This is a genomic window from Janibacter limosus (assembly GCF_004295485.1).
GTDB classification, from domain to species: Bacteria; Actinomycetota; Actinomycetes; order Actinomycetales; family Dermatophilaceae; genus Janibacter; species Janibacter limosus_A.
This window is the reverse complement of sequence record NZ_CP036164.1, coordinates 1,801,054-1,821,497: the sequence shown is the minus strand read 5'-3', so window position 1 is coordinate 1,821,497 and position 20,444 is coordinate 1,801,054. Positions and strand designations below refer to the sequence as shown.

Sequence of the window (20,444 nt, the reverse complement as noted above, 5' to 3'; positions counted from 1 at the left end):
GTCAAGGGTCGGGTCTCGAGATCAGGCCTCGGAGATCAGCTCGTGGGCCAGCATCGCTGCCCAGGTGTCGACGATGCGCTGACGACGCTTGGAGTCGTCGCTGAGCAGGTCGGCCAGCGCCAGGCCACGCGCCAGGTCGAGCGTGGTCTGGATCAGCGTGCGAGCGTGCGGGTCGTCGTCATCGACCTCGAGGTGCTCCACGGCCGCCGCGTGCACCGCCCGGGCAAACCGGCGCTCCAGGGGCTGGATGATCTCGAGCATCTGGGGGTCGGCCGCCGCAGCCACCCAGGCCTGCAGGGCCGCCCGGAAGAGGTCGCCCATGTACAGCTCGACGAGCGTGTGGACGACGACGTGGACGCGCTCCGCGCCGGTCAGCTGCGGCGGGGCCATGGCCTCGACCATGAGCCGCCGCTCGTCGAACATGTGCTCCAGGGCAGCGACGACGAGTTCTTCCCGGGTGGGGAAGTGGTGCTGCAGTGCCCCGCGGCTGATCCCGGCATCTGCCGCGATGACGGAGACCGTCGCCGCGGACCACCCGCGGGTGGCCACGCAGTGAACGGTCGACTCCAGGAGACGCTGACGGGTGGCCCGGCTGCGATCCTGCTTCGGTGCGAGACTCACGCCGACCAGCGAGGAGCCCGCCGCTCCAGGAAGGCGGTCATGCCCTCCCTGGCCTCTTCACTGGAAAACAGTCGGGAGGACTGGGTGGCGACCCGGTCACGGTGCTCGTCCAGGTGGACGAGCAGCTCGTGGGTGACGAGCGACTTGGACTCGCGCAGGCCCTGCGGGGAGCACTTCGCGAGGTCGCCGGTCAGCTCGGCCAGGGCCGCGCTCAGGTCCTGCGGGGCCTGGGTGACCAGCCCGATGCGGGCCGCTTCGGCCGCATCGAACTTCTCGCCGGTGAGGAAGATCCGCGACGCCGCGCGCGGATCGATCCGGGGCAGAACCGTCAACGAGATGACGGAGGCCGCCAGACCGAGTCGCGACTCGGTCAGGGCGAAGGTCGAGCTCGGTCCGGCGAGGACGATGTCGCAGGCGGCGACCAGACCCATGCCACCGGCCCGCACGTGCCCGTCGATGACGCCGACGACCGGCTTGGGCACGGTGACGATGAGCCGTAGCAGGTCGACGAGCTCGTCGGCACGAGCGCGGGCCGGGTCGTCCTGCGGCGCAGCCGAGGCCTCGGACAGGTCCGCACCGGCGCAGAAGGTGCCACCGGTGTGGGTGAGCACGACCGCACGCACGGACTCGTCGGCCGCTGCGGCCTCGAGGGCCTCGCGCAGCTGCTCCACGAGCAGACCGGACAGGGCATTGCGGTTGTGGGGTGAGTCCAGCGCCACCGTGGCGATGCCACCCTCGGTGGTCACGCTCACGCGTCGCTGGGTGTCCTGGGTGCTCATGCTTCGTCCTCTCCCTGGCTCTGGTCCTCGACCACGGCCAGCGTGGCCCCCTGCTCGACCTGCTGACCGACGGAGACCGAGATCTCGACGACCGTGCCGGAGGCCGGGGCAGCCACCTCGTGTTCCATCTTCATGGCCTCAAGGTAGAGCAGTGGCTGGCCGGCGGTCACTTCGTCGCCGACCTGCACAGCGACACCGATGATCGAACCCGGCATCGGTGCGACGAGGGTGCCCGCCGGCTTCTGGGCAGCGGGATCGACGAAACGTGGCAGCACCCGAAGCGTCAGGGAGCCCATCGGGGAGTCGATCGCGACCGCAGCGTCGCCGCCGTCACCGGCCGGGATCGGCGCGACGTCGAAGCGTCGGCGCACCCCGTCCAGGTCGATCACCACCGACCCCGCGGTGGCCTCGATGATGTCGACGCTCGTCACCCCCGCCGGGAGTGCCTCCACCTCCAAGCCCTCGTGACCGAGCCGGTGACCGACATGCAGCTCCTGCTCACCGTGGGCATACCCCCGGCGCTGGAAGATGCTCGGCACATTGCGGAAGCCACCGCCCACCGGGCCCAGGACCTGCCGCTGCGCCCGGGTGCGCGCACCGTCGGCGATCGAGGCGATGAGTGCCGCGAGGTCGGGCGCCAAGGACGCGTCAGCCGTCAGCGAGGTGGGGTCGTGACGGTCGTAGAAGCTCGTGTCCGCGGTGCCGGCGAGCATCTCCGGGTGGAGCAGGCTGGCCACGAGCAGGTCGCGGTTGCTCGCCAGACCGTGGACCCGACCGCGCCGCAGCGCAGACGCGAGCTCACGGGCGGCCTCGGCGCGGGTCGGCGCGAAGGAGATCACCTTGGCGATCATCGCGTCATAGTGCGTGCCGATGACCGAGCCGGCCTCGACACCGGAGTCCAGGCGAAGCCCGTGGTGTGCCGGGATCTCGAAGTGCGAGGTCACCCCGGGCAGGTCGAGGGCAGCGATGGTCCCCGTCTGGGGACGCCAGTCGTCGTTCGGGTCCTCGGCGTAGAGCCGGGCCTCCATCGACCACCCTCGGGGGGTCGGCTCGTCGCCGGTGAGCTGGCGCCCCTCGGCGACCTCGATCTGGAGGGCGACGAGGTCGGTGCCGGTGACGCACTCGGTGACCGGGTGCTCGACCTGGAGGCGAGTGTTCATCTCGAGGAAGAAGAAGGACCCGTCCGGCATGGCGAGGAACTCGACGGTCCCGGCGCCTCGATAGTTCACGGACGCCGCCGCATTGCGTCCCGCGTCGAGCAGCGCGGTGCGCATCTGCTCACCGACCCGGTCCACGAGGGGGGAGGGCGCTTCTTCGATGACCTTCTGGTGACGTCGCTGCAGCGAGCACTCGCGCTCACCCAGGGCCCACACGGTGCCGTGGGCATCCGCCATGACCTGGACCTCGACGTGGTGACCGGACTCGAGATAGCGCTCGACGAAGACGGTCGGGTCGCCGAAGGCGGAGGCCGCCTCACGTGAGGCCGAGGCGACGGCATCGTCGATCTCGGTCAGGGAGCGCACGATCCGCATCCCGCGGCCACCGCCACCGGAGGAGGCCTTGACGAGCACCGGCAGGTGCTCTTCGGTGACCTCCGCCGGGTCGAGCCGGTTGAGCACCGGGACACCGGCGTCGGCCATGCGCGCCTTGGACTCGACCTTGCTGCCCATGAGGCGGATGGCATCGGGGTCGGGCCCGATCCACGTCAGCCCGGCTGCCTGGACCTGCTCGGCGAAGTCGGCATTCTCCGACAGGAAGCCGTAGCCGGGGTGGATCGCGTCGGCGCCCGCCCGCTGGGCGGCCTCGATGATGAGGTCGCCGCGCAGGTAGGTCTCGCCCGGCGCGTTGCCGGGCAGGTGCACGGCAGCGTCGGCGTCGGCGACGTGCGGGCTGTGGGCGTCGGCGTCGGAGAAGACCGCGACGGTGGCGATGCCACGTCGGCGGCAGGCGGCGAAGACGCGTCGGGCGATCTCGCCGCGGTTGGCGACGAGGACGCTGGTGATGGGCGTGATGCTGGAGATCTCGGGCTGGTTGGTCATCTTTTCCTCACATCCGGAAGACGCCGAAGGAGGACGTCCCCTCGACCGGTGCGGTGTGGATCGCGGACAGGGCTACTCCCAGGACATCTCGCGTGTCCCTGGGGTCGATGATGCCGTCGTCGTAGACGAGTCCCGACAGGACCATGGGCATGGCCTCGGCGCTGATCTGCTTCTCGATGGCAGCGTGCATGGCCGCCGCGCCCTCTTCGTCGAAGGGCTTGCTCTGGGCCAGGGCGGAGGCTCGGGAGACATTCGTGATCACATCGGCCAGCTGGGTGGCGCCCATGACGGACGAGCGCGCCGAGGGCCACGTGAAGACGAACCTCGGGTCATAGGCCCGGCCGCACATCCCGTAGTGACCGGCCCCGTAGGAGTTGCCCAGGAGCAGCGAGATGTGCGGGACGGTCGAGTTGGACACGGCGTTGATCATCATCGAGCCGTGCTTGATGATCCCGTTCTGCTCGTACTCCTTGCCGACCATGTACCCGGTCGTGTTGTGCAGGAAGAGCAGCGGGGTGTTCGAGCGGTTGGCGAGCTGGATGAACTGCGTCGCCTTCTGTGACTCCTCGCTGAAGAGCACGCCGCGGGCGTTGGCCAGGATGCCGACGGGGAAGCCGTGCAGCTGGGCCCAGCCGGTGACGAGCGAGGAACCGTAGAGCGGCTTGAACTCGTCGAAGTCGCTGTCGTCGACGATCCGGGCGATGACCTCGCGCGGGTCGAAGGGGGACTTCAGGTCCGGGGGCACGATCGACAGCAGCTCGTCCGCCGGGTAACGCGGCGGCTTCGGGTCGCTCGTCGCCGGGCCCGAGGCCTTGCGGTGGTTCAGTCGCGAGACGATGTTGCGCCCGATGCGGATCGCGTCCTGCTCGTCCAGGGCGTAGTGGTCGGCCAAGCCGGAGACGCGGGCGTGCATGTCCGCGCCACCGAGGGACTCGTCGTCGGACTCCTCACCGGTGGCCGCCTTGACGAGCGGGGGACCGGCGAGGAAGACCTTGGACTGCTGCTCGATCATCACGACGTGGTCGCTCATGCCGGGCAGGTAGGCGCCGCCGGCGGTGGAGTTGCCGAAGACGAGGGCGATCGTCGGGATGCCCTCCTTGGACAGGCGCGTGAGGTTGCGGAAGGTCGCCCCACCGGGGATGAAGATGTCCTTCTGGGTCGGCAGGTCGGCGCCGCCGGACTCGACGAGGGTGATGACCGGCAGGCGGTTCTGCAGAGCCACCTCGTGCATCCGCAGGGTCTTCCTCAGGCCGGGGGGGTTGCTCGTCCCGCCCTTGACCGTGGGGTCATTGGCGAGGATGAGGCACTCGACCCCGGAGACCAGGCCGATGCCGGCGACGATCGAGCCGCCGACGGTGAAGTTAGACCCGTAGCCCGCCAGCGTGGCCAGCTCGAGGAAGGGGGACTCCAGGTCGAGCAGGAGCTCGATCCGCTCACGTGCGGTGAGCTTGCCGCGCTTGTGGTGGCGGGCGGTGTACTTTTCGCCGCCACCGGCAACCGACTTGGCGATCTCCACACCGATCTCGGCGAGGGAGGCCTTCATCGCCGCCGCCGCCTCCTGCGCCTGGGGGCTGCTCGAGTCGAGCGTGCTGCTGAGGATTGTCATGCCACGAGTCCCATCCGTCGTGCGGCCATCTGGTTGAGGATCTCGACGGTGCCACCGCCGATACCGAGGATGCGCATGTCGCGGTACTGCCGCTCCACCTCGCACTCGGTCATGTAGCCCATCCCGCCGAAGAGCTGGAGGGCTTCGCTGGCCACCCACTCACCGGTGCGCGTGGCATTGTTCTTGGCGAAGCACACGGCCGGGATCAGCGAGCCCAGGTCCTCGCCCGCCATGGAGCGGTCGATCAGGGCCCGCGTGTAGGTCCGGGCGATGTCGATGCGCCCGGCCATCTCGACGAGCGTGTTCTGCACGGACTGGCGAGAGATGAGGGGTGCGCCGAAGGTCGTGCGCTCACGGCACCACTGCGTCGCGAGGTCGAGGCAGCGCTGGGCCTGGGAGTAGGCCTGCGCGGCCAGCGCGATCCGCTCGGTGAGGAAGGCGCTGCCGATGAGCAGGAAGCCGGCGTTCTCCGGGCCGATGAGGTGGCTCGCCGGGACCCGCACGTCGGTGAAGGACAGCTCCGCGGTGTCCGAGCAGCGCCAGCCCATCTTGTCCAGGCGGCGGCTGACCTCGAAGCCCGGCATGCCCTTCTCGATCACCATCAGGGACAGGCCCCGACTGCCGGGATTGTCCTGACCACCGGTACGCACTGCCGTGGTGACGAAGTCGGCGCGCACACCAGAGGTGATGTAGGTCTTGGACCCGTTGACGATGTAGTCCTCGCCGTCGCGGCGGGCCGTGGTGCGCAGACCGCCGACGTCCGAGCCGCCGTCGGGCTCCGTGATGCCCAGCGCGCCGATCTTGTGGCCGGCCAGGGTCGGGGCGACCCAGCGGTCGATCTGCTCCTGGTTGCTGGCGGTGACGATGTGTGGGCAGGCGATCCCGGCGGTGAAGAGAGAGGCATACAGGCCGCCTGCGGCCCCCGCCTCGTGGAGCGCCTCGGCCACGGTGATCGCGGCACGCTCTCCGCCGCCCCCGCCTCCGGCGTGCTCCGGGAAGCCGACGCCGATGAGTCCCAGCTCTCCGGCCTTGACGTGCAGGGAGCGGGGCAGCTCGCCCTCCCGTTCCCACTCGTCCTGGTGGGGGAGGACCTCGCGCTTGACGAACTCGCGGGTGGTCGCCCGCAGCGCCGTCATCTCTTCCGAGGACCAGTCGTCGTAGCTCATGCGTCGTTCTCCGTCGGGTGAGGGATCAGGGGGAGGGGGATGGCGACATGACGAGAGCGCAACCACTCACCCAGGCCCTTGGCCTGGGGGTCGAAGCGGGCGTTGTAGGCCACGCCCTCACCGAGGAGGTCCTCGATGACGATGTTGACGGCCATCAGGTTGGGCAGGTGAGTGACCTTCACGGGCAGATCCTCGGCCTCCGGGATCAGCTCTCGCACGCTCTCGGGGGTGATGAGCGCGGACAACCAGGGCCAGGCGGCCTCGTCGCGCACCCACACGCCGACATTGGCGTGACCGCCCTTGTCACCGGAGCGGGCGCCGGCCAGCGTGCCCAGCGGTGCCGCACAGGTCGGCTCGTCCTGAGCCCGGGCCCGGGTCGCAGGCTCGCCGAGCAGCGGTTGGAGTGCCTGGGTCTGCTGCGGGGGAGCGATGACCTCCACGGTGCCGTCGTCCAGGACGACCTCGTGCTCGGGCACGGACTGAGCCACATATCCGGGGGTGAAGACCCCGTAGGGCGATCCGGCGGACGGGGGCGCGAGGGTGTGGCAGCCCGGGTAGGTGCCCAGGGCGATCTCGATGCCGGCCTGGGTGAAGGCACGGCCGACGACCTTGGGGTCCTGGTCGCGGGCGACGACCGTCAGCAGCGCCGCGGCCTGCTGCTGGGTCGGCGCGTTCGGGGTGTCCGTGCGCGCCAGTGTCCACGTCAGCTCCGCAGGGGAGGTCGTCAGCTCGGACATGAACTGACGCTCGACGAGCTCGGCCTTCGCCTTGATGTCGAGGCCGGTGAGGACCATCGTCATCTCGTTGCGGAAGCCACCGAGGGAGTTCAGCGAGACCTTGACCTCGGGCGGTGGAGCCTCACCGCGGATCCCGGTCATGGACACCCGGTCGGTGTCCTGCTGCTCGAGCGTGATCGTGTCCAGGCGCATCGTGACGTCCGGTCCGGGGTAGCGCGCGTCCGAGATCTCGTAGAGCAGCTGGGACTTCACGGTGTCGACCGTGACGGCGCCTCCGGTCCCCGGGTGCTTGGTGATGACACTGGAGCCGTCACGGTGGATCTCGGCGATGGGGAAGCCCGGGTGGTCGAGGTTGTCGATCTCGGTGAAGAAGGAGTAGTTGCCCCCGGTGGCCTGGGTGCCGCACTCGATGACGTGCCCGGCTGCGGTGGCCCCGGCGAGCGCGTCGTGGTCCTCACGGCCCCACCCGAAGTGGGCGATGGCGGGCCCGACGATGACGGAGGCGTCCGTGACCCGGCCGGTGACGACGATGTCGGCACCGGAGGCGACCGCGCGAGCGATGCCGAATCCGCCGAGGTAGGCGTGTGCCCCCATCGGCTGGCCCAGACCGAGCTCCTGCGCCCGCGGCGTCAGGTCGTCCCCGCGCACGTGGGCAACCTTCGGGCTCAGACCCTGGCTCGTCGCGAGCTCGCGGATCGCGGTGACGAGGCCCGGAGTGTTGACGCCACCGGCATTGGCCACGATCGTCACGCCCTGCTCGAGGGCCAGGCCGAGGCAGTCACCCAGCTGCAGAAGGAAGGTCTTGGCGTAGCCGGTGTCGGGGTCCTTGAGGCGGTCGCGCCCGAGGATGAGCATCGTCAGTTCCGCGAGCCAGTCGCCGGTGATGACATCGACCTGACCGCCCTGAAGCATCTCGCGCATCGCGGACAGTCGGTCCCCGTAGAAGCCGGAGCAGTTGCCGACCCGCAGCACGTCCTGATCGGCGGCCCTCACTTGCCGGCCCCACGCGGAGCGCCGGCGAACACCTGGGCGATGGCGAGCCACTCCTTGGCCTCGCCGGTGGCGACGAGGTCGGTGTCGCCGGTTTCGCGGCGTTGCGTGACGACGAGGCAGAAGTCCTGCGCGGTACCGGTGACCGCGTGCTCGCCCGACTCGTCCTCACCCCAGGTCCACAGGTCCCCGTCGGGACCGGTCAGCTCGATGCGGAAGGGCTGCGCCGGGGGAGTGCGGTCGTTGATGAGGTAGGCGAAGTCTCGCGTGCGCACCCCGAGATGGCAGATGTCCCGCAGCCGCGAGGTGGCGGTGCGGGTGACTCCGAGTGCGTCAGCGACGTCCTGTCCGTGGGCCCACGTCTCCATCAGGCGCGCGGTGGCCATCGAGCGCGGGCTCATCGGCGGCCCGAACCACGGCAGCTTGGTGTCGGCGGGGGCGTCGCGCAGGGTTTGCGCCAGCCGCTCCCGGCCGGCACGCCAGCGAGCGAGCAGCTGCGCGGGAGTGGCCCTCGCGCCCTCCTCGGTGCGGGTGTCCACATGACCCATCGGGTCCTGCTTGGCGACTTCGATCTCGGCGGCGAAACCCTGCGGATCGGTGGCTGCGACGTCAGCGATCTCGTCGGTCCACGCCAGGTGCGCGATCTGGTGGGTGATGGTCCACCCGGCGGCGGGGGTCGCGCGGGCCCAGGTCGGTTCGTCGAGGTCGGCGACGAGCGCGTCGAGGTCGGCGCACTCGTCGAGGAAGGAGGCCACGGTGTCACTCATGGGGTGAGCGTGGCACGTGGACGATTAACAATCAAGCGTGCTTGCTTGTTTGCCTTTTCGTCAGTAGCGTCCGTGTCATGCGCCTCACAGATGAGCACCAAGCCTTCCGCGCCAGCGTGCGCTCCTTCGTCGAGTCCGAGATCAACCCGCACGCGGACAAGTGGGAGGCTGCCGGGATCTTCCCCGCGCACGAGCTCTTCCCCAAGGCCGCTGCGCTGGGCCTCTTCGGACTCGAGTACGACGAGGAGTTCGGGGGGGAGGGTGCTGACCACTCCTTCCAGATGATCGCCGCCGAGGAGCTCGGCCGGTGTGACTCCGGGGGCGTCTCGATGGCCATCGGTGTCCAGTCGATGATGGCCACCCCCTCGCTCGCGCGGTTCGGTTCTCCCGAGCTGAAGAAGGCCTACCTGGCACCCGCCCTGGCCGGCCGCTCCGTCGGCGCGATCGCGGTCACCGAGCCCGACACCGGCTCGGACGTGGCCCGACTGCGGACCAAGGCGACCCGCGACGGTGACGACTGGGTCATCACCGGCCGCAAGACGTACATCACCAACGGCACCCAGGCGGACTGGCTCTGCCTTCTGGTGCGCACCTCCGACGAGGGCGGCTACCGCGGGATGTCGCAGGTCATCGTTCCCACCGACACGCCCGGATTCTCTGTCGCCAAAAAGCTCGACAAGCTCGGCAACCGCAGCTCGGACACCGCAGAGCTCGTGCTGGACGAGGTGCGCGTGCCCGTGGCCAACACGATCGGTGAGATCGGCCGCGGCTTCCAGCAGCAGATGATGCAGTTCGTCATCGAGCGCATGTTCGTCGCGTACTCCACCGTCGGCAGTTGCGATCGTGCCCTGGAACGCACTCGTGCCTACATCGCCGAGCGCGAGGTCTTCGGACAGCCGCTGGCGACGAAGCAGTACGTCACCTTCCGGCTCGCGGAGCTGCAGGCACAAGTGGAGCTGCTGCGCAGTCACAACGCCGCTGTCTGCGAGGGCTACATGGCCGGTGACGACATCATCCGTGGCGCGAGTGTCGCCAAGCTCACCGCCGGCCGGCTCGTGCGCGAGGTCGCCGACACCTGCATCCAGTTCTACGGCGGCATGGGCTACATGGAGGAGACGTGGACCGCTCGCTTCCTGCGGGACACCCGGCTCGGCTCCATCGGGGGCGGCGCTGACGAGGTCATGCTCCAGGTCCTCGCCCGCCTTGACGGGATGCCCGCCTGAGCGGAGATGACCGAGCACGGACACGAAGGGTGAGCACCACCCTTCGCGCACGACGGGGTGGCCGCCATCCCCGGGCACGACGGCACCAGCCGAGATGTGATTCGTCACCGAGAACCAGGAGTTGTTGATCATGACCGGGACACTTGCCGGACGCACCATCCTCATGTCGGGCGGTAGCCGCGGCATCGGCTTGGCGATCGCGCTGCGCGCGGCCCGGGACGGGGCGAATGTCGCCCTGCTCGCCAAGACCGACCAGCCCCACCCCACGCTCGAGGGGACCGTCCACACCGCCGCGGAGGCCATCGAGGCCGCCGGCGGCAAGGCGCTGCCCATCGTCGGCGATGTCCGTGACGAGGAGTCGGTGCGCGGCGCCGTCGCCTCGACGGTCGAGCGCTACGGCGGCATCGACATCGTCGTCAACAACGCGAGCGCGATCGATCTGTCGAAGACGGCCGACCTGCCGATGAAGAAGTACGACCTCATGCAGGACATCAACTGCCGCGGGTCCTTCCTCCTGGCGAAGGCGGCCCTGCCGCACCTGATCGACTCGGACCACGCCCACGTGCTGTCACTCTCCCCGCCGATCAACCTCGCGCCGCACTGGGCCGGGGGTCACCTGGGCTACACCATCGCCAAGTACGGGATGAGTCTGGTGACGCTCGGGCTCGCGCAGGAGTGGCGCGAGCACGGCATCGCAGCCAACAGCCTGTGGCCGCGCACGGCGATCGACACCGCAGCCGTGCGCACCTTCATGGGCGCCGAGACGGCCGACACCCGCAGCCGCACCCCCGAGATCATGTCCGATGCCGCCCACGCGATCCTCGTGCGCGACCCGGCCGAGTGCACCGGAGAGTTCTTCATCGACGACGACGTGCTGGCCCAGGAGGGCATCACCGACTTCAGTGCCTATGGCCCCGATGTCAGCCAGCTCGTGCCCGATCTCTTCCTCGACTGACCCCACCACCACAAGGACATCCAATGAAGCCTGACCTGTCGCTCGTCGATCCCCTCGAGTACAACCTCGCCACCCGCAACAACGCCGGCGACGTCCTCGTCCGCTCCGCCGCGCTCTTCCCCGACCGGGTCGCCGTCGTCGACGGCGGCCGCGAGGTGACCTACCGGGAGCTCGCGGAGACCGCGGATCGTCTGGGGCACGCGCTCCTGCGCCTCGGGCTGCCCGCCGGCAGCCCGGTGGCCGTGACGATGATGAACTCGTGGCGGCTGCTGGCGACCTACTACGCCTGCGCCCGCGCAGGCCTGGTCTGCATGCCGCTGAACTTCCTGCTCTCCGGACAGGACCAGGGGTGGATCCTCCAGGACTCCCAGCCGCCGGTGCTCGTCACGGACTCCGTCTTCCGTCCGCTGCACGAGCAGGTGCTGCCATCGGTGCCCGTCGTCCAGAACGTCATCGTCACCGACGAGGACGACCCCGAGCCTGTGGCCGGCCTGTCGACGCACAGCTGGCAGGGCCTCGTCGACGATGCCCCGTCCACACCGCTCGAGGTCATCGTCGACGATCGTGACATCGTGCAGTGCCTCTACACCTCCGGGACGACGTCACGGCCGAAGGGGGTGCTCGTCAGCCACACCTCGCTGGTCACCTCGCTGCTGTCCAATGCCCTGGTCACCCGCCAGTCCTGGGGGCCGAACTCGCCGGTGATGCTCGTCGTGCTGCCCATGTTCCACGTCACGGCGTTGAACACGGTGACGATGCCGGTGCTGATGATGGGTGGCACGGCGGTCCTGGGACCGATGGCCTTCGACCCCGTCGCCAGCCTCGACCTCATCGAGCGCCACCGGGTGACGCACATGATGATGCTGCCGATGATGCACCGCGCCTGCGTCGGCGTGCAGCAGCAGCAGCCGCGTGACCTGAGCTCGGTCACGACCGCCATCTACGCGATGGCACCCATGCCCTCCGAGCTGCTCGACGCCGTCGACGCGATGTACCCCAACGCGGATGTCATCCTCGGCTCCGGTCAGACCGAGGTCGTGCCGACGACCGTCATGCAGTGGCCCGAGCACCGCCACAGCGCGCCCGAGTCTTGGGGGCCCCAGTCGGTCTCCGTGCTGGCCAAGACCATGGACGCGACCGGCGAGGTCCAGGGCCCGGGGGAGACCGGTGAGATCGTCTACCGCGCCCCCAACGTGTGCAGCGGCTACTGGAACAACGCGGAGGCCAACCAGGCGGCCTTCGCCCACGGATGGTTCCACTCCAGCGACATCGGACACCTCGACGACGCTGGTGTCGTGTGGTTCACCGACCGCCTCAAGGACATCATCAAGTCCGGTGGGGAAAATGTCTCCTCCGTGGTCGTCGAAGGAGTGGTCCTCGGGGCGCCGGGGGTGGCCGAGTGCACGGTCATCGGCGTGCCGGACGAACGGTGGGGCGAGGCCGTGTGTGCCGTCGTCGTGCCGGACGGCAGCGTCGCCGAGCCGGACCTCGAAGCCGGGGTCATCGCCCACGCGAAGGCCAAGCTGGCGGGCTTCCAGGTACCCAAGCAGGTCCGTGTCGTCGACGGACTGCCCAAGACCGCCACCGGCAAGATCCAGAAGCACGAGGTCCGCGGCCTGATCCGCTGACCTACTCCAGGTCCAGCGTGATGAACCGTGGCCGGTAGAGCGTCGGGTCGCGTGTCAGCTCGTCGAAGTCGAAGGTGTTGACGTTGTACGAGATGAGCAGCTGGCCGTCCTCGCTGATCTCCGGGTGGCCGTGCGCGTTGTACGTGAAGTGCTTGCCCACCCCGGACTCCGGCGTCTCGTAGATCGTCTGTCGGTCCCGCCACGGACCCTGTGGCGAGCACGCCGTCCACGCATTGATCTTGGGGCTGAAGGGCGCGGAGGTGTCCGAGGAGATCATCAGGTAGCCGTCGCGGTAGCGCGAGACGCTCAGCTCGTTGGCGACCCCGTCGGTCAGGCGGGCACTCTGCAGAACATCGGGTGACCAGCCATCAGCGGTGCGGTACTCCCAGTGGGAGCGGTCGGTGAGGTTGCCGGCAGGCACCCGCGCGAGGTGGAGGTGCTTGGTCTGCTCGAGGTCCTCGACGCCGTAGACGTAGGTGTGCGTCGGCGTGGTCATCACCCCGGCCCCCCACGCGACGTGGTCCTGCCCCGCGCCGGGGTCGATGATCTCGGTGACCTCAAGGTCGGGCAGGGAGACCCGCGCGATGGCGTTGTGGTCCCACGCGAACCCCTGCTCGCCCACGGCGCGGGTCAAGGACAGGAAGACGACGAGCTCGTCACCCTCGACGGCCGCGTCCTGCACCCAGTAGTAGCTGTCTTCGCTCGGGTCCGCGAAGAAGGACTCCGGTCCCTCCGCGGTGCGCGTGCTCAGCCGACCCGAGTCGCTCTCGGCCACGAGCGCGTTGTGCACCATCGCCATGCCGGGCGCCGGGCGGCCGCTGCGAGAGACCTCCCCGATGAAGGAGTCGCTGAAGAGCCACAGCGTGCGCTCGTCCGGCAGCTGCACCGAATAGGTGGAGTCACCGCCGATCCACCCTGGTCCCGTGAGGTCGAAGCGCTCGTCGTCCGCGGGGGAGGGACTGGCCCACGAGAAGTCGGCAGCGGTCGCGTCGCAGTCGGCCTGCGCCCCGTCGTCGGTGCAACCCACGAGCAGACCGGCCCCCACGGCGAGAGCGGCGAGGGCCGCGGCCGGGCGGGTCGGGCGCATGCACGCTCCAGGCTGGTGGTCTCGGACACGGGGAGGACGAAGGGGGTCAGAGCCAGCCTAGGTCCTGGGCCCGCCGCGCGGCCTCCACGCGGTTGCTCGTGCCCGTCTTGCCGATGGCCGAGGACAGGTGGTTGCGCACCGTGCCGGGGGAGAGGTGCACCCGGGTGGCGATCGCCGGGGCGGAGTGGCCCTCGAGCGCCTCACCGAGCACCTGGCGCTCGCGGTCGGTCAGGGGATTGGGGCCCCCGATGACGACCTCGGTGGCCAGCGACGGGTCGACGACCCGCCCACCGGCCGCGACCGTGCGCACCGCCGCGGCCAGCTCGTGCGACGGCGTGTCCTTGACGACGAAGCCGCTGGCCCCCGCGTCGAGGGCCCGGCGCAGGTAACCCGGTCGACCAAAGGTCGTCACGATGAGCACCCGGGTCCCCGGCAGCTCCCGCGTCAGCTGCGCGGCAGCCGAGATGCCGTCGAGCCCGGGCATCTCGACGTCGAGCACCGCGACATCGGGGTGGGTGCGTCGGGCGGCCTCGAGCACCTCGTCGCCCGACCCGACCTCGGCGACGACCTCGAGGTCCTCCTCGAGGCCGAGCAGCGCGGCCATCGCGCCCCGCACGAGGGCCTGGTCATCGGCCAGCAGCACCCTGATCACGGCAGCTCCACCCGCAGCCGCGTCCCGGGGCCGTTGCGGCCCGGGAGTCCCTCACCGACGTCGAGATGGCCCCCGACCCCGGCGAGCCGCTCGCGCAGCCCGGTGAGGCCGCTGCCCTCCCGACGGCCGCTCAACCCGCGACCGTCGTCGATCACCTCCAGCCAGGTCGGACCCCACGCCACGTCGACGCGCTGGGCGCCGCTGTGCCGGATGACATTGGTCGTCGCCTCGCGCAGCGCCCAGGCGACGGTGATGCGGTGGGCGGGGTCGACGACGTCGTAGTCGTCGGGGACCGACGCCTCGATCCCGGCATCGGCCAGCGCGGCCAGGGCGGCATCGCGCTCGTCGGCCAGCCGGGTGATGCGCAGGCCGGCGACGGTCGCACGGATCTCTGCCAAGGATTGTCGGGTGAGCGATCGGATGGCGGCGATCTCTCCCTTCGCCCGCTCCGGGTCGATGTCGACGAGGCGCTCGGCCAGGTCGGCCTTGAGCGAGACGACCGTCAGGGAGTGCCCGACGACATCGTGGACGTCGCGCGCCACCCGGTCGCGCTCGGCCGCGACGGCCAGGGTGCGCTGCAGGACCTCTCGGCGCTCGTCGCCGAGGATCATCCGCCGCAGCAGCAGACCGAAGGAGCCGATGAGGGCCGGCAGGAGGAGCAAGGGCCACAGCTCGTCGAGGGATTCGGTGACGACGAGGGTGAGGGCACCGGCGACGGTCACCGCGATCACCGCCACCACGGCGCTGCGCAAGGGGAACCCGAAGGCCGCGAGGCTCGCGAGGAAGGCGCTCACGCCGAGCACGTCGGCCCCGATGATCGGCCAGAGCAGCGCCATGATGAGGACCAGGCCCACGAAGCCGCCGTAGACGCTCGCCAGCCGCGTGCGGTCCCAGCCGCCGTGCAGACCGATCTGCGAGCGCATGAAGGCCAGGATGTAGACCGCGGCGAAGGCCACGATGAGCAGCAGCCCGGTCGTGCGCAGGAGGGGCTGGCCGACGGTCGTGTCGACGACGGCGCTGGCGGGGAACCCGAGGAAGACCAGCCACACGGCGGCGAGCAGCCAGCCGTGCCGGGCCCACGGGTCCGGTGCGCCGCCGTCGAGGTCGACGGCGGCGCACCGGGAGCGGAGCGGGTTGGTCACTGCCGGTCCCGACCCCGCCGCACGAGGTAGACCGTCAGGAGCGCCAGGATCAGTGTCCACACGCCCACGTTAACCAGTGGCACCCACAGGGCCTCATGGGAGAGCTTGCCGTCCATGTCGACCGCGTAGCCCTCGGTGAGCGGGTACCGGGCCAACGAGACGATCCCGTAGAGCGGGGTGAACTTCGCGATCGTCAGCATGACGCCCGACAGGGGGATGAAGATGTTGCCGAGGAAGGCGAAGACCACGAGCGACCCGCTGGCCGCCCCGACCGCGGACTCGGACTTGAAGGCCATCCCGAAGATCAGCCCGTAGAGCGCGAAGAGGCACGCGGCGAAGAGCGTGATCCCGGCAGTGGCGAACCAGACCCAGGTGTCGCCCTTCGCGCCGGTGCCGATCCCGATCGCGTAGATCAAGGCGATCGGGATGCAGGCGATCACCATGGCCAGCACGGCCTTGGTCCCGACATAGGACACGTCCCGAAGGGGGGTCAGCCCCAGCTGTCGTCCCCAGCCCTGCATCCGCTCGACCGCGGCGGACCCACCGACCGAGACGGTCGCCGTGACCGCGCCGTACACCGCCATCGAGATCATGATGTAGAGCGAGACGTTGCCGCGACCGATGTCCTCCTTGCCGAAGGACTGCGCCGCCCCGAAGACGACGTACATGAAGGCGGGCAGCACGGCGATGAAGAACAGGCCGACGTAGTCGCGGCAGTAGCGCTTGAGCTCCAGGCCGATCAGTGTGGGGTTCATCGGGTCTCCTCCGTCGCGTCGTCCTCGTCCTCGTCCATCGCCCCACCCGTGATGGCCATGAAGGCCGCGTCGAGGGAGGCCGTCGTCACCTCGAGGTTGGTGCCGCCCAGCTCGACCAGCAGCATCCGCGCCAGGGCGTCGGAGTCCTCGCCGATGGCGGTGACGCGCTCGCCGTTCGTCGTCACCGCGGCAGTGCCGGCGAGCCCGCGCAAGCGCTCGACGGCGGCGCCGACGTCCCCCCTGCGGACGTCGGCGCTCACCGTGCGACCGCTGGCGCGGGCCCGGATCTGCTCGGTGGTGCCGTCGGCGACGACCCGCCCGCCGGCCATCATCACGATGCGGTCGGCGAAGTGGTCGGCCTCTTCGAGGTAGTGGGTCGCGAAGAGCACGGTGCGGCCGTTGGACGCGTCCTCGTGCATGGTGCGCCAGAAGTCGCGGCGAGCGGTCAGGTCCATCCCGGCGGTCGGCTCGTCGAGGACGAGCAGGTCCGGGTCGGGCAGCAGCGCGAGGGCGAAGCGCAGCCGTTGCTGCTCACCGCCGGAGAGCTTGGAGACCAACCGATCGGCCTTGTCCGCCAGCCCGGCTCGCTGCAGGACCTCCTCGACCGGCTCGTGCCGGGGGAAGGTCGAGGCGATGTAGCGCACCGTCTCCCGCGCGGTGAGGTCGCGCAGCAGACCGCCGGTCTGCAGGACGGCCGAGACCCTCCCTTCGTGCACGGCGCGTCGCGGAGCCGCGCCGAAGGAGGTGATCCGACCAGACGTCGGGTCGGTCAGCCCCAGCACCATGTCCAGGGTGGTCGTCTTGCCGGCCCCGTTGGGACCGAGCACGGCGACCACCTGACCGGGCGCGATGCTCAGGTCGACACCGGCCACGGCGTGGACGGTCTCGCCTCCGGAGCGGAAGCTCTTGGTCACCCCCTCGAGGTGGATCCCGTCGGTGGTCGGTGGGGGAGACGCTGCCGTGGTCCCCGTCGGTGCACTGCTCGTCGTGGTCATGGCTCCACACTGCTGCCGAAGGGAGGACCCCCACCATCCCCCGATGTCACGACTGCGCAATGACAGCTGTCATGGTGCAGACAGGGCACAGGTGAGGCGGGCATCATGGAGGTGAGGGCCCGGTTGCCCGACCGGACCGACGGACACCAGGAGGTACCCCCGATGGGCGCAGCAGTCGAGATCAGCACCGGAACCATCGCACCGGAGCACGTGAGCGGCAAGCACGTCATGCTCGGGTCGACCGACCTGGGGGTCCTCGACGGGACGCGTTCTGTGGTCCGCTTCGACATCCCCGCCGGTCGGCACATCCTCTATCTCAAGGACGGCCTGACCACCTCAGGCGCGGTCGGCTTCTTGGTCCAGACCGGCCACTGCGCGCAACTCGTCCTCAAGGACGTCGACGCAGGCATGTTTGCCGCACTGTTCGGTGGTTGGTACGCGCTGAAGCGCACCGGGGACCAGCACCTCGAGCCGGGCACGCCCGGGGCAGAGGAGATCTCGCCCGACGAGGTGCCCGTCCGCGCCTGATCTGGCGCTCGGGAGATGATTGCTCCCATGAGCACCAACCACGCAGCCAGGCTCGCCCGCGGCGAAGAGCTCCACTTCCGCACCGCCCGGACCGGCATGATCTTCCTGCTGATGATCTGCGGCGGATTCACCATCATCGGGTTGTGCATCCTCGGTGGCAGCGACGGGCTGCTGCGGATGCTCGGCATCGCACTGGCTGTCTTCTTCGGGCTCGTCGGGATCCCCTTCGCCGTCTGGCGGCTGATCCGTCCGGCCCTCGAGCTGACCATCAGTGCCGACCGTGGCGTCCGGGTCGCCCGCGAGGGCACGGCGCCCTGGATCCCGTGGGCAGACATCATGCAGGTCGACCGCGAGGTCCTGGCCGCCAGGCCGACCGTGGTGCTCCGGCTGGTGCCCCAGGCCCAGGAGCGCTGGGACGCGGACCGACGTGCGACCCAAGCCGTGGTCGAGGAGGCGCCCGGGGGGCCGGGCGTCGTCATCCCGCAGACCATCGCCGCCGCTCCGGAAGAGGTCCTGCGGGCGCTCGAGGCCGGCCACGACGCGTGGAGCGCCCGCAGCGCCTGAGCGACGTCGCTGGTCGGTGCGGTGACCTGCCGGGCGGATATCGTCGAGGGATGCGCGTCACCCAGCTGCGGCTCTACCCGGTCAAGTCCCTCGGCGGCATGGACATCGAGTCCGCCCGCGTCGAGCCCTGGGGGATCGAGGGCGACCGCCGGTGGGGCCTCGTGGACCCGTCCGGTGAGAAGGTCACGGCTCGTGAGGAGCACGCGCTCCTGCGGCTGCGGGCCGAGCAGGTCGACGACGAGACGATCCGCATCCACGACGGGGGAGAGAGCATCCTCGTCGACATCCCCCTCGGACTGCCGCCGATCCCGGTGAGCCACTCGCGGCAGGGCTTCGCCCCGCCGGCGGACCTCGACGTCAGCGAGTGGATCAGCGACCGGGTGGGGCGCCCCCTTCGCCTGGTGTGGCAGGAGGAGCCCCGGATGCGGCGGATGTCCGGTGCCCACGGCGGGCTCGAGGGCGACACCCTCTCGCTCGCCGACGCCGGGCCGCTGCTGATGACCTCGCAGACCTCGCTCGCCCGGCTGCAGGAGTGGGTCGACGAGCGGGCAGCCGAGGAGGGCGAGAGCGCGCCGACCGAGCCGCTGAGCATGATCCGGTTCCGCCCCAATGTCGTCATCGACGGCGGGGCGGCCTTCGCCGAGGACGGCTGGCCGACCGTGCGCATCGGCGACGTCGACTTCCGCACCGCCGAGGTCTGCGACCGCTGCGTCATGACGACCATCGACCCCGAGACCCAGGCGAGCGGCAAGGAGCCGGTCCGCACCCTGGCGCGGCACCGCGCGTGGGAGGGCAAGACGTGGTTTGGTACGCGGCTGGTCCCGCTCGCCGACGGCGAGCTGCACGTCGGTGACGAGGTCGTCCCCGGCGCCTGAGCGCCTTCCCGTTGACATCTGTGACGAGCGCCACTACCTTCGGCGGGAGTTGAATCTGAACCCAGATTCACGTCACAAGACATCTCAACGAGGAGATTCCTGATGGCCCCAGCATCATCGTCCCGCCTGCGTCGTTCCTTCGTCCTGGTCGCCAGCGGCAGCCTCGTGGCTGCGCTCGCCGCATGCGGTGGGGACGGGGGCGGGGGGTCCGGGAGCGACACGCTCGTCATCGGGTACTCCGCGGGCATCAGCGGAGGCGCCGCGGAGTACGGCCTCAATGTCCAGAACGGCCTGAAGATGGCCGTCGACGACCTCAACGCGGAGGGCGTGGAGATCGACGGCAAGAAGTACACCCTCAAGCTGGAGAGCCTCGACGACCAGTACCAGCCGAGCACGACCGGCACCAACGCCCAGCGTCTCGTGCAGAAGGACGGCGCCAAGATCGTCTTCGTCCCGCACGCCGGTGGCATCAAGGCAGCCCAGGAGCTCAACACCACCCGCGACAAGTTCCTCATCGGCGCCTACAGCTCCGACCCGGACATCCTCGCCGCCAAGAACCCGCTCACCGTGATGATCCCGCCGTCCTTCACCAGCTACATCGACCCCTTCATCGACAAGCTGGACACCAAGGGCAAGGGCAAGCTCGGCCTGCTCACCACCTCGAGCGAGTTCGGCCAGGAGTGGACCAAGGCCGCCACCAAGACGTGGAAGGAAAAGGGCGGTCAGGTCCAGGCCAACAACAACATCGACTACGGCTCGGTCTCCGACTTCGCCGGTCCCGTCTCCAAGACGCTCGCGGGCAAGCCCGACGTCATCCTCGTCGGCGGTCCCTCGCAGCCGACGGCCCTGATCATCGAGGAGGCCCGCAAGCAGGGCTACAAGGGCGCCTTCATGGTCATCGACCAGGCCAAGTTCGAGGAGATGGAGGAGTTCACCGACCCCAAGAACCTCAACAACTCCGTCGGCATCGCCCCCATCACCGAGTTCGACGGCACCGAGGACTTCATCTCCCGCTACAAGAAGAAGTTCTCCTCCGACAAGCCGGTCAACGCCGACATCGCGCTGAACTACCAGTCCCTCCCGGTCTTCGTCGAGGCCATGAAGGAGGCCGGCACCGTCGACGACCCGCAGGCGATCCGCGACGCCATGCCCGACGCCGTCGGCAAGGTCGACGACAAGTTCAAGGTGGCCTTCGCCCCCGACAGCGTCAGCGCGGGCGGCCACTTCGTCTCCCACGGCCTCAAGGCGGCCTACCGCAACGACAAGGGCGAGTACGAGACCTTCGCCATCGACCAGCCGAAGGAGTGAGGCCGATGATCCCGGTCCTCCACGGGG

Annotated in this window: 19 protein-coding genes; 7 read left to right on the top strand and 12 right to left on the bottom strand. The window is 69.8% G+C overall.

The features are described from left to right. Positions 1–21: 21 nt before the first annotated feature. The 7 genes from EXU32_RS08755 to EXU32_RS08725 form a co-directional block, all read right to left on the bottom strand. The gene (locus EXU32_RS08755) at positions 22–549 is read right to left on the bottom strand and encodes a TetR/AcrR family transcriptional regulator (RefSeq protein ID WP_242612734.1); all 528 of its coding nucleotides are present in this window, start codon (positions 547–549) and stop codon (positions 22–24) included. 68 nt (positions 550–617) lie between these two features. Then, complete coding sequence (locus tag EXU32_RS08750) at positions 618–1,400, bottom strand: enoyl-CoA hydratase family protein (protein ID WP_130629555.1); 783 nt, start codon at positions 1,398–1,400, stop codon at positions 618–620. Next, entirely contained in the window at positions 1,397–3,439 is a 2,043-nt protein-coding gene (locus EXU32_RS08745; RefSeq protein ID WP_130629554.1) for a biotin carboxylase N-terminal domain-containing protein, read from the bottom strand. Before EXU32_RS08745 ends, EXU32_RS08750 begins: the two co-directional genes overlap by 4 nt. A 7-nt stretch (positions 3,440–3,446) precedes the next feature. Beyond that, a complete protein-coding gene (locus EXU32_RS08740) occupies positions 3,447–5,045 on the bottom strand; it encodes an acyl-CoA carboxylase subunit beta (RefSeq protein ID WP_130629553.1) in 1,599 nt (532 codons plus the stop codon). Continuing rightward, the gene (locus EXU32_RS08735) at positions 5,042–6,211 is read right to left on the bottom strand and encodes an acyl-CoA dehydrogenase family protein (protein WP_130629552.1); all 1,170 of its coding nucleotides are present in this window, start codon (positions 6,209–6,211) and stop codon (positions 5,042–5,044) included. Before EXU32_RS08735 ends, EXU32_RS08740 begins: the two co-directional genes overlap by 4 nt. Beyond that, complete coding sequence (locus tag EXU32_RS08730; RefSeq protein WP_242612733.1) at positions 6,208–7,941, bottom strand: acyclic terpene utilization AtuA family protein; 1,734 nt, start codon at positions 7,939–7,941, stop codon at positions 6,208–6,210. Before EXU32_RS08730 ends, EXU32_RS08735 begins: the two co-directional genes overlap by 4 nt. Then, the gene (locus tag EXU32_RS08725) at positions 7,938–8,705 is read right to left on the bottom strand and encodes a TIGR03084 family metal-binding protein (protein ID WP_130629551.1); all 768 of its coding nucleotides are present in this window, start codon (positions 8,703–8,705) and stop codon (positions 7,938–7,940) included. Before EXU32_RS08725 ends, EXU32_RS08730 begins: the two co-directional genes overlap by 4 nt. 77 nt (positions 8,706–8,782) lie before the next feature. Here EXU32_RS08725 and EXU32_RS08720 point away from each other — a divergent pair, with 77 nt between their 5' ends. From EXU32_RS08720 to EXU32_RS08710, 3 genes are all read left to right on the top strand, one after another. After that, entirely contained in the window at positions 8,783–9,928 is a 1,146-nt protein-coding gene (locus EXU32_RS08720) for an acyl-CoA dehydrogenase family protein (RefSeq protein ID WP_130629550.1), read from the top strand. Positions 9,929–10,058: 130 nt separating this feature from the next. Then, positions 10,059–10,883 (top strand): SDR family oxidoreductase, encoded by an 825-nt coding sequence (locus tag EXU32_RS08715; RefSeq protein ID WP_130629549.1) that lies wholly within the window; start codon positions 10,059–10,061, stop codon positions 10,881–10,883. 23 nt (positions 10,884–10,906) lie between these two features. Further along, positions 10,907–12,511, top strand: coding sequence for a class I adenylate-forming enzyme family protein (locus EXU32_RS08710; protein ID WP_130629548.1), 1,605 nt, complete (start codon positions 10,907–10,909; stop codon positions 12,509–12,511). A gap of 1 nt (position 12,512) precedes the next feature. Here EXU32_RS08710 and EXU32_RS08705 read toward each other — a convergent pair whose 3' ends face one another. From EXU32_RS08705 to EXU32_RS08685, 5 genes are read right to left on the bottom strand one after another with little or no spacing between them, the layout of a single operon-like run. Further along, entirely contained in the window at positions 12,513–13,598 is a 1,086-nt protein-coding gene (locus tag EXU32_RS08705; protein ID WP_130629547.1) for a DUF4185 domain-containing protein, read from the bottom strand. Between the two features lie 46 nt (positions 13,599–13,644). Continuing rightward, on the bottom strand, positions 13,645–14,250 hold the full coding sequence (locus EXU32_RS08700) for a response regulator transcription factor (RefSeq protein ID WP_130629546.1): 606 nt from the start codon (positions 14,248–14,250) through the stop codon (positions 13,645–13,647). Continuing rightward, positions 14,247–15,392, bottom strand: a complete 1,146-nt coding sequence (locus EXU32_RS08695) for a sensor histidine kinase (protein ID WP_130629545.1) — start codon at positions 15,390–15,392, stop codon at positions 14,247–14,249. The genes EXU32_RS08700 and EXU32_RS08695 overlap by 4 nt, the downstream gene beginning before the upstream one ends. Continuing rightward, positions 15,389–16,147, bottom strand: a complete 759-nt coding sequence (locus EXU32_RS08690) for an ABC transporter permease (RefSeq protein WP_130629544.1) — start codon at positions 16,145–16,147, stop codon at positions 15,389–15,391. The genes EXU32_RS08695 and EXU32_RS08690 overlap by 4 nt, the downstream gene beginning before the upstream one ends. Further along, on the bottom strand, positions 16,144–17,142 hold the full coding sequence (locus EXU32_RS08685; protein WP_130629543.1) for an ABC transporter ATP-binding protein: 999 nt from the start codon (positions 17,140–17,142) through the stop codon (positions 16,144–16,146). Before EXU32_RS08685 ends, EXU32_RS08690 begins: the two co-directional genes overlap by 4 nt. Positions 17,143–17,304: 162 nt before the next feature. On the opposite strand from EXU32_RS08685, the gene EXU32_RS08680 reads away from it, so the two are divergent. The 4 genes from EXU32_RS08680 to EXU32_RS08665 all read left to right on the top strand — a co-directional run bounded on the left by EXU32_RS08680 (position 17,305) and on the right by EXU32_RS08665 (position 20,417). Continuing rightward, positions 17,305–17,670 (top strand): hypothetical protein, encoded by a 366-nt coding sequence (locus EXU32_RS08680; protein WP_130629542.1) that lies wholly within the window; start codon positions 17,305–17,307, stop codon positions 17,668–17,670. A gap of 27 nt (positions 17,671–17,697) precedes the next feature. Beyond that, complete coding sequence (locus EXU32_RS08675; RefSeq protein WP_130629541.1) at positions 17,698–18,234, top strand: hypothetical protein; 537 nt, start codon at positions 17,698–17,700, stop codon at positions 18,232–18,234. Positions 18,235–18,284: 50 nt separating this feature from the next. Continuing rightward, on the top strand, positions 18,285–19,109 hold the full coding sequence (locus tag EXU32_RS08670) for an MOSC domain-containing protein (protein ID WP_130629540.1): 825 nt from the start codon (positions 18,285–18,287) through the stop codon (positions 19,107–19,109). Between the two features lie 102 nt (positions 19,110–19,211). Beyond that, the gene (locus EXU32_RS08665) at positions 19,212–20,417 is read left to right on the top strand and encodes an ABC transporter substrate-binding protein (RefSeq protein ID WP_130629539.1); all 1,206 of its coding nucleotides are present in this window, start codon (positions 19,212–19,214) and stop codon (positions 20,415–20,417) included. Positions 20,418–20,444: the final 27 nt, after the last annotated feature.

Coding starts and splice junctions, on each gene's coding strand:
- EXU32_RS08750 (WP_130629555.1), bottom strand. CDS start 1,400: ATGAGCACCCAGGACACCCAGCGACGCGTGAGCGTGACCACCGAGGGT.
- EXU32_RS08745 (WP_130629554.1), bottom strand. CDS start 3,439: ATGACCAACCAGCCCGAGATCTCCAGCATCACGCCCATCACCAGCGTC.
- EXU32_RS08740 (WP_130629553.1), bottom strand. CDS start 5,045: ATGACAATCCTCAGCAGCACGCTCGACTCGAGCAGCCCCCAGGCGCAG.
- EXU32_RS08735 (WP_130629552.1), bottom strand. CDS start 6,211: ATGAGCTACGACGACTGGTCCTCGGAAGAGATGACGGCGCTGCGGGCG.
- EXU32_RS08725 (WP_130629551.1), bottom strand. CDS start 8,705: ATGAGTGACACCGTGGCCTCCTTCCTCGACGAGTGCGCCGACCTCGAC.
- EXU32_RS08720 (WP_130629550.1), top strand. CDS start 8,783: ATGCGCCTCACAGATGAGCACCAAGCCTTCCGCGCCAGCGTGCGCTCC.
- EXU32_RS08715 (WP_130629549.1), top strand. CDS start 10,059: ATGACCGGGACACTTGCCGGACGCACCATCCTCATGTCGGGCGGTAGC.
- EXU32_RS08710 (WP_130629548.1), top strand. CDS start 10,907: ATGAAGCCTGACCTGTCGCTCGTCGATCCCCTCGAGTACAACCTCGCC.
- EXU32_RS08705 (WP_130629547.1), bottom strand. CDS start 13,598: ATGCGCCCGACCCGCCCGGCCGCGGCCCTCGCCGCTCTCGCCGTGGGG.
- EXU32_RS08690 (WP_130629544.1), bottom strand. CDS start 16,147: ATGAACCCCACACTGATCGGCCTGGAGCTCAAGCGCTACTGCCGCGAC.
- EXU32_RS08685 (WP_130629543.1), bottom strand. CDS start 17,142: ATGACCACGACGAGCAGTGCACCGACGGGGACCACGGCAGCGTCTCCC.
- EXU32_RS08680 (WP_130629542.1), top strand. CDS start 17,305: ATGGGCGCAGCAGTCGAGATCAGCACCGGAACCATCGCACCGGAGCAC.
- EXU32_RS08675 (WP_130629541.1), top strand. CDS start 17,698: ATGAGCACCAACCACGCAGCCAGGCTCGCCCGCGGCGAAGAGCTCCAC.
- EXU32_RS08670 (WP_130629540.1), top strand. CDS start 18,285: ATGCGCGTCACCCAGCTGCGGCTCTACCCGGTCAAGTCCCTCGGCGGC.
- EXU32_RS08665 (WP_130629539.1), top strand. CDS start 19,212: ATGGCCCCAGCATCATCGTCCCGCCTGCGTCGTTCCTTCGTCCTGGTC.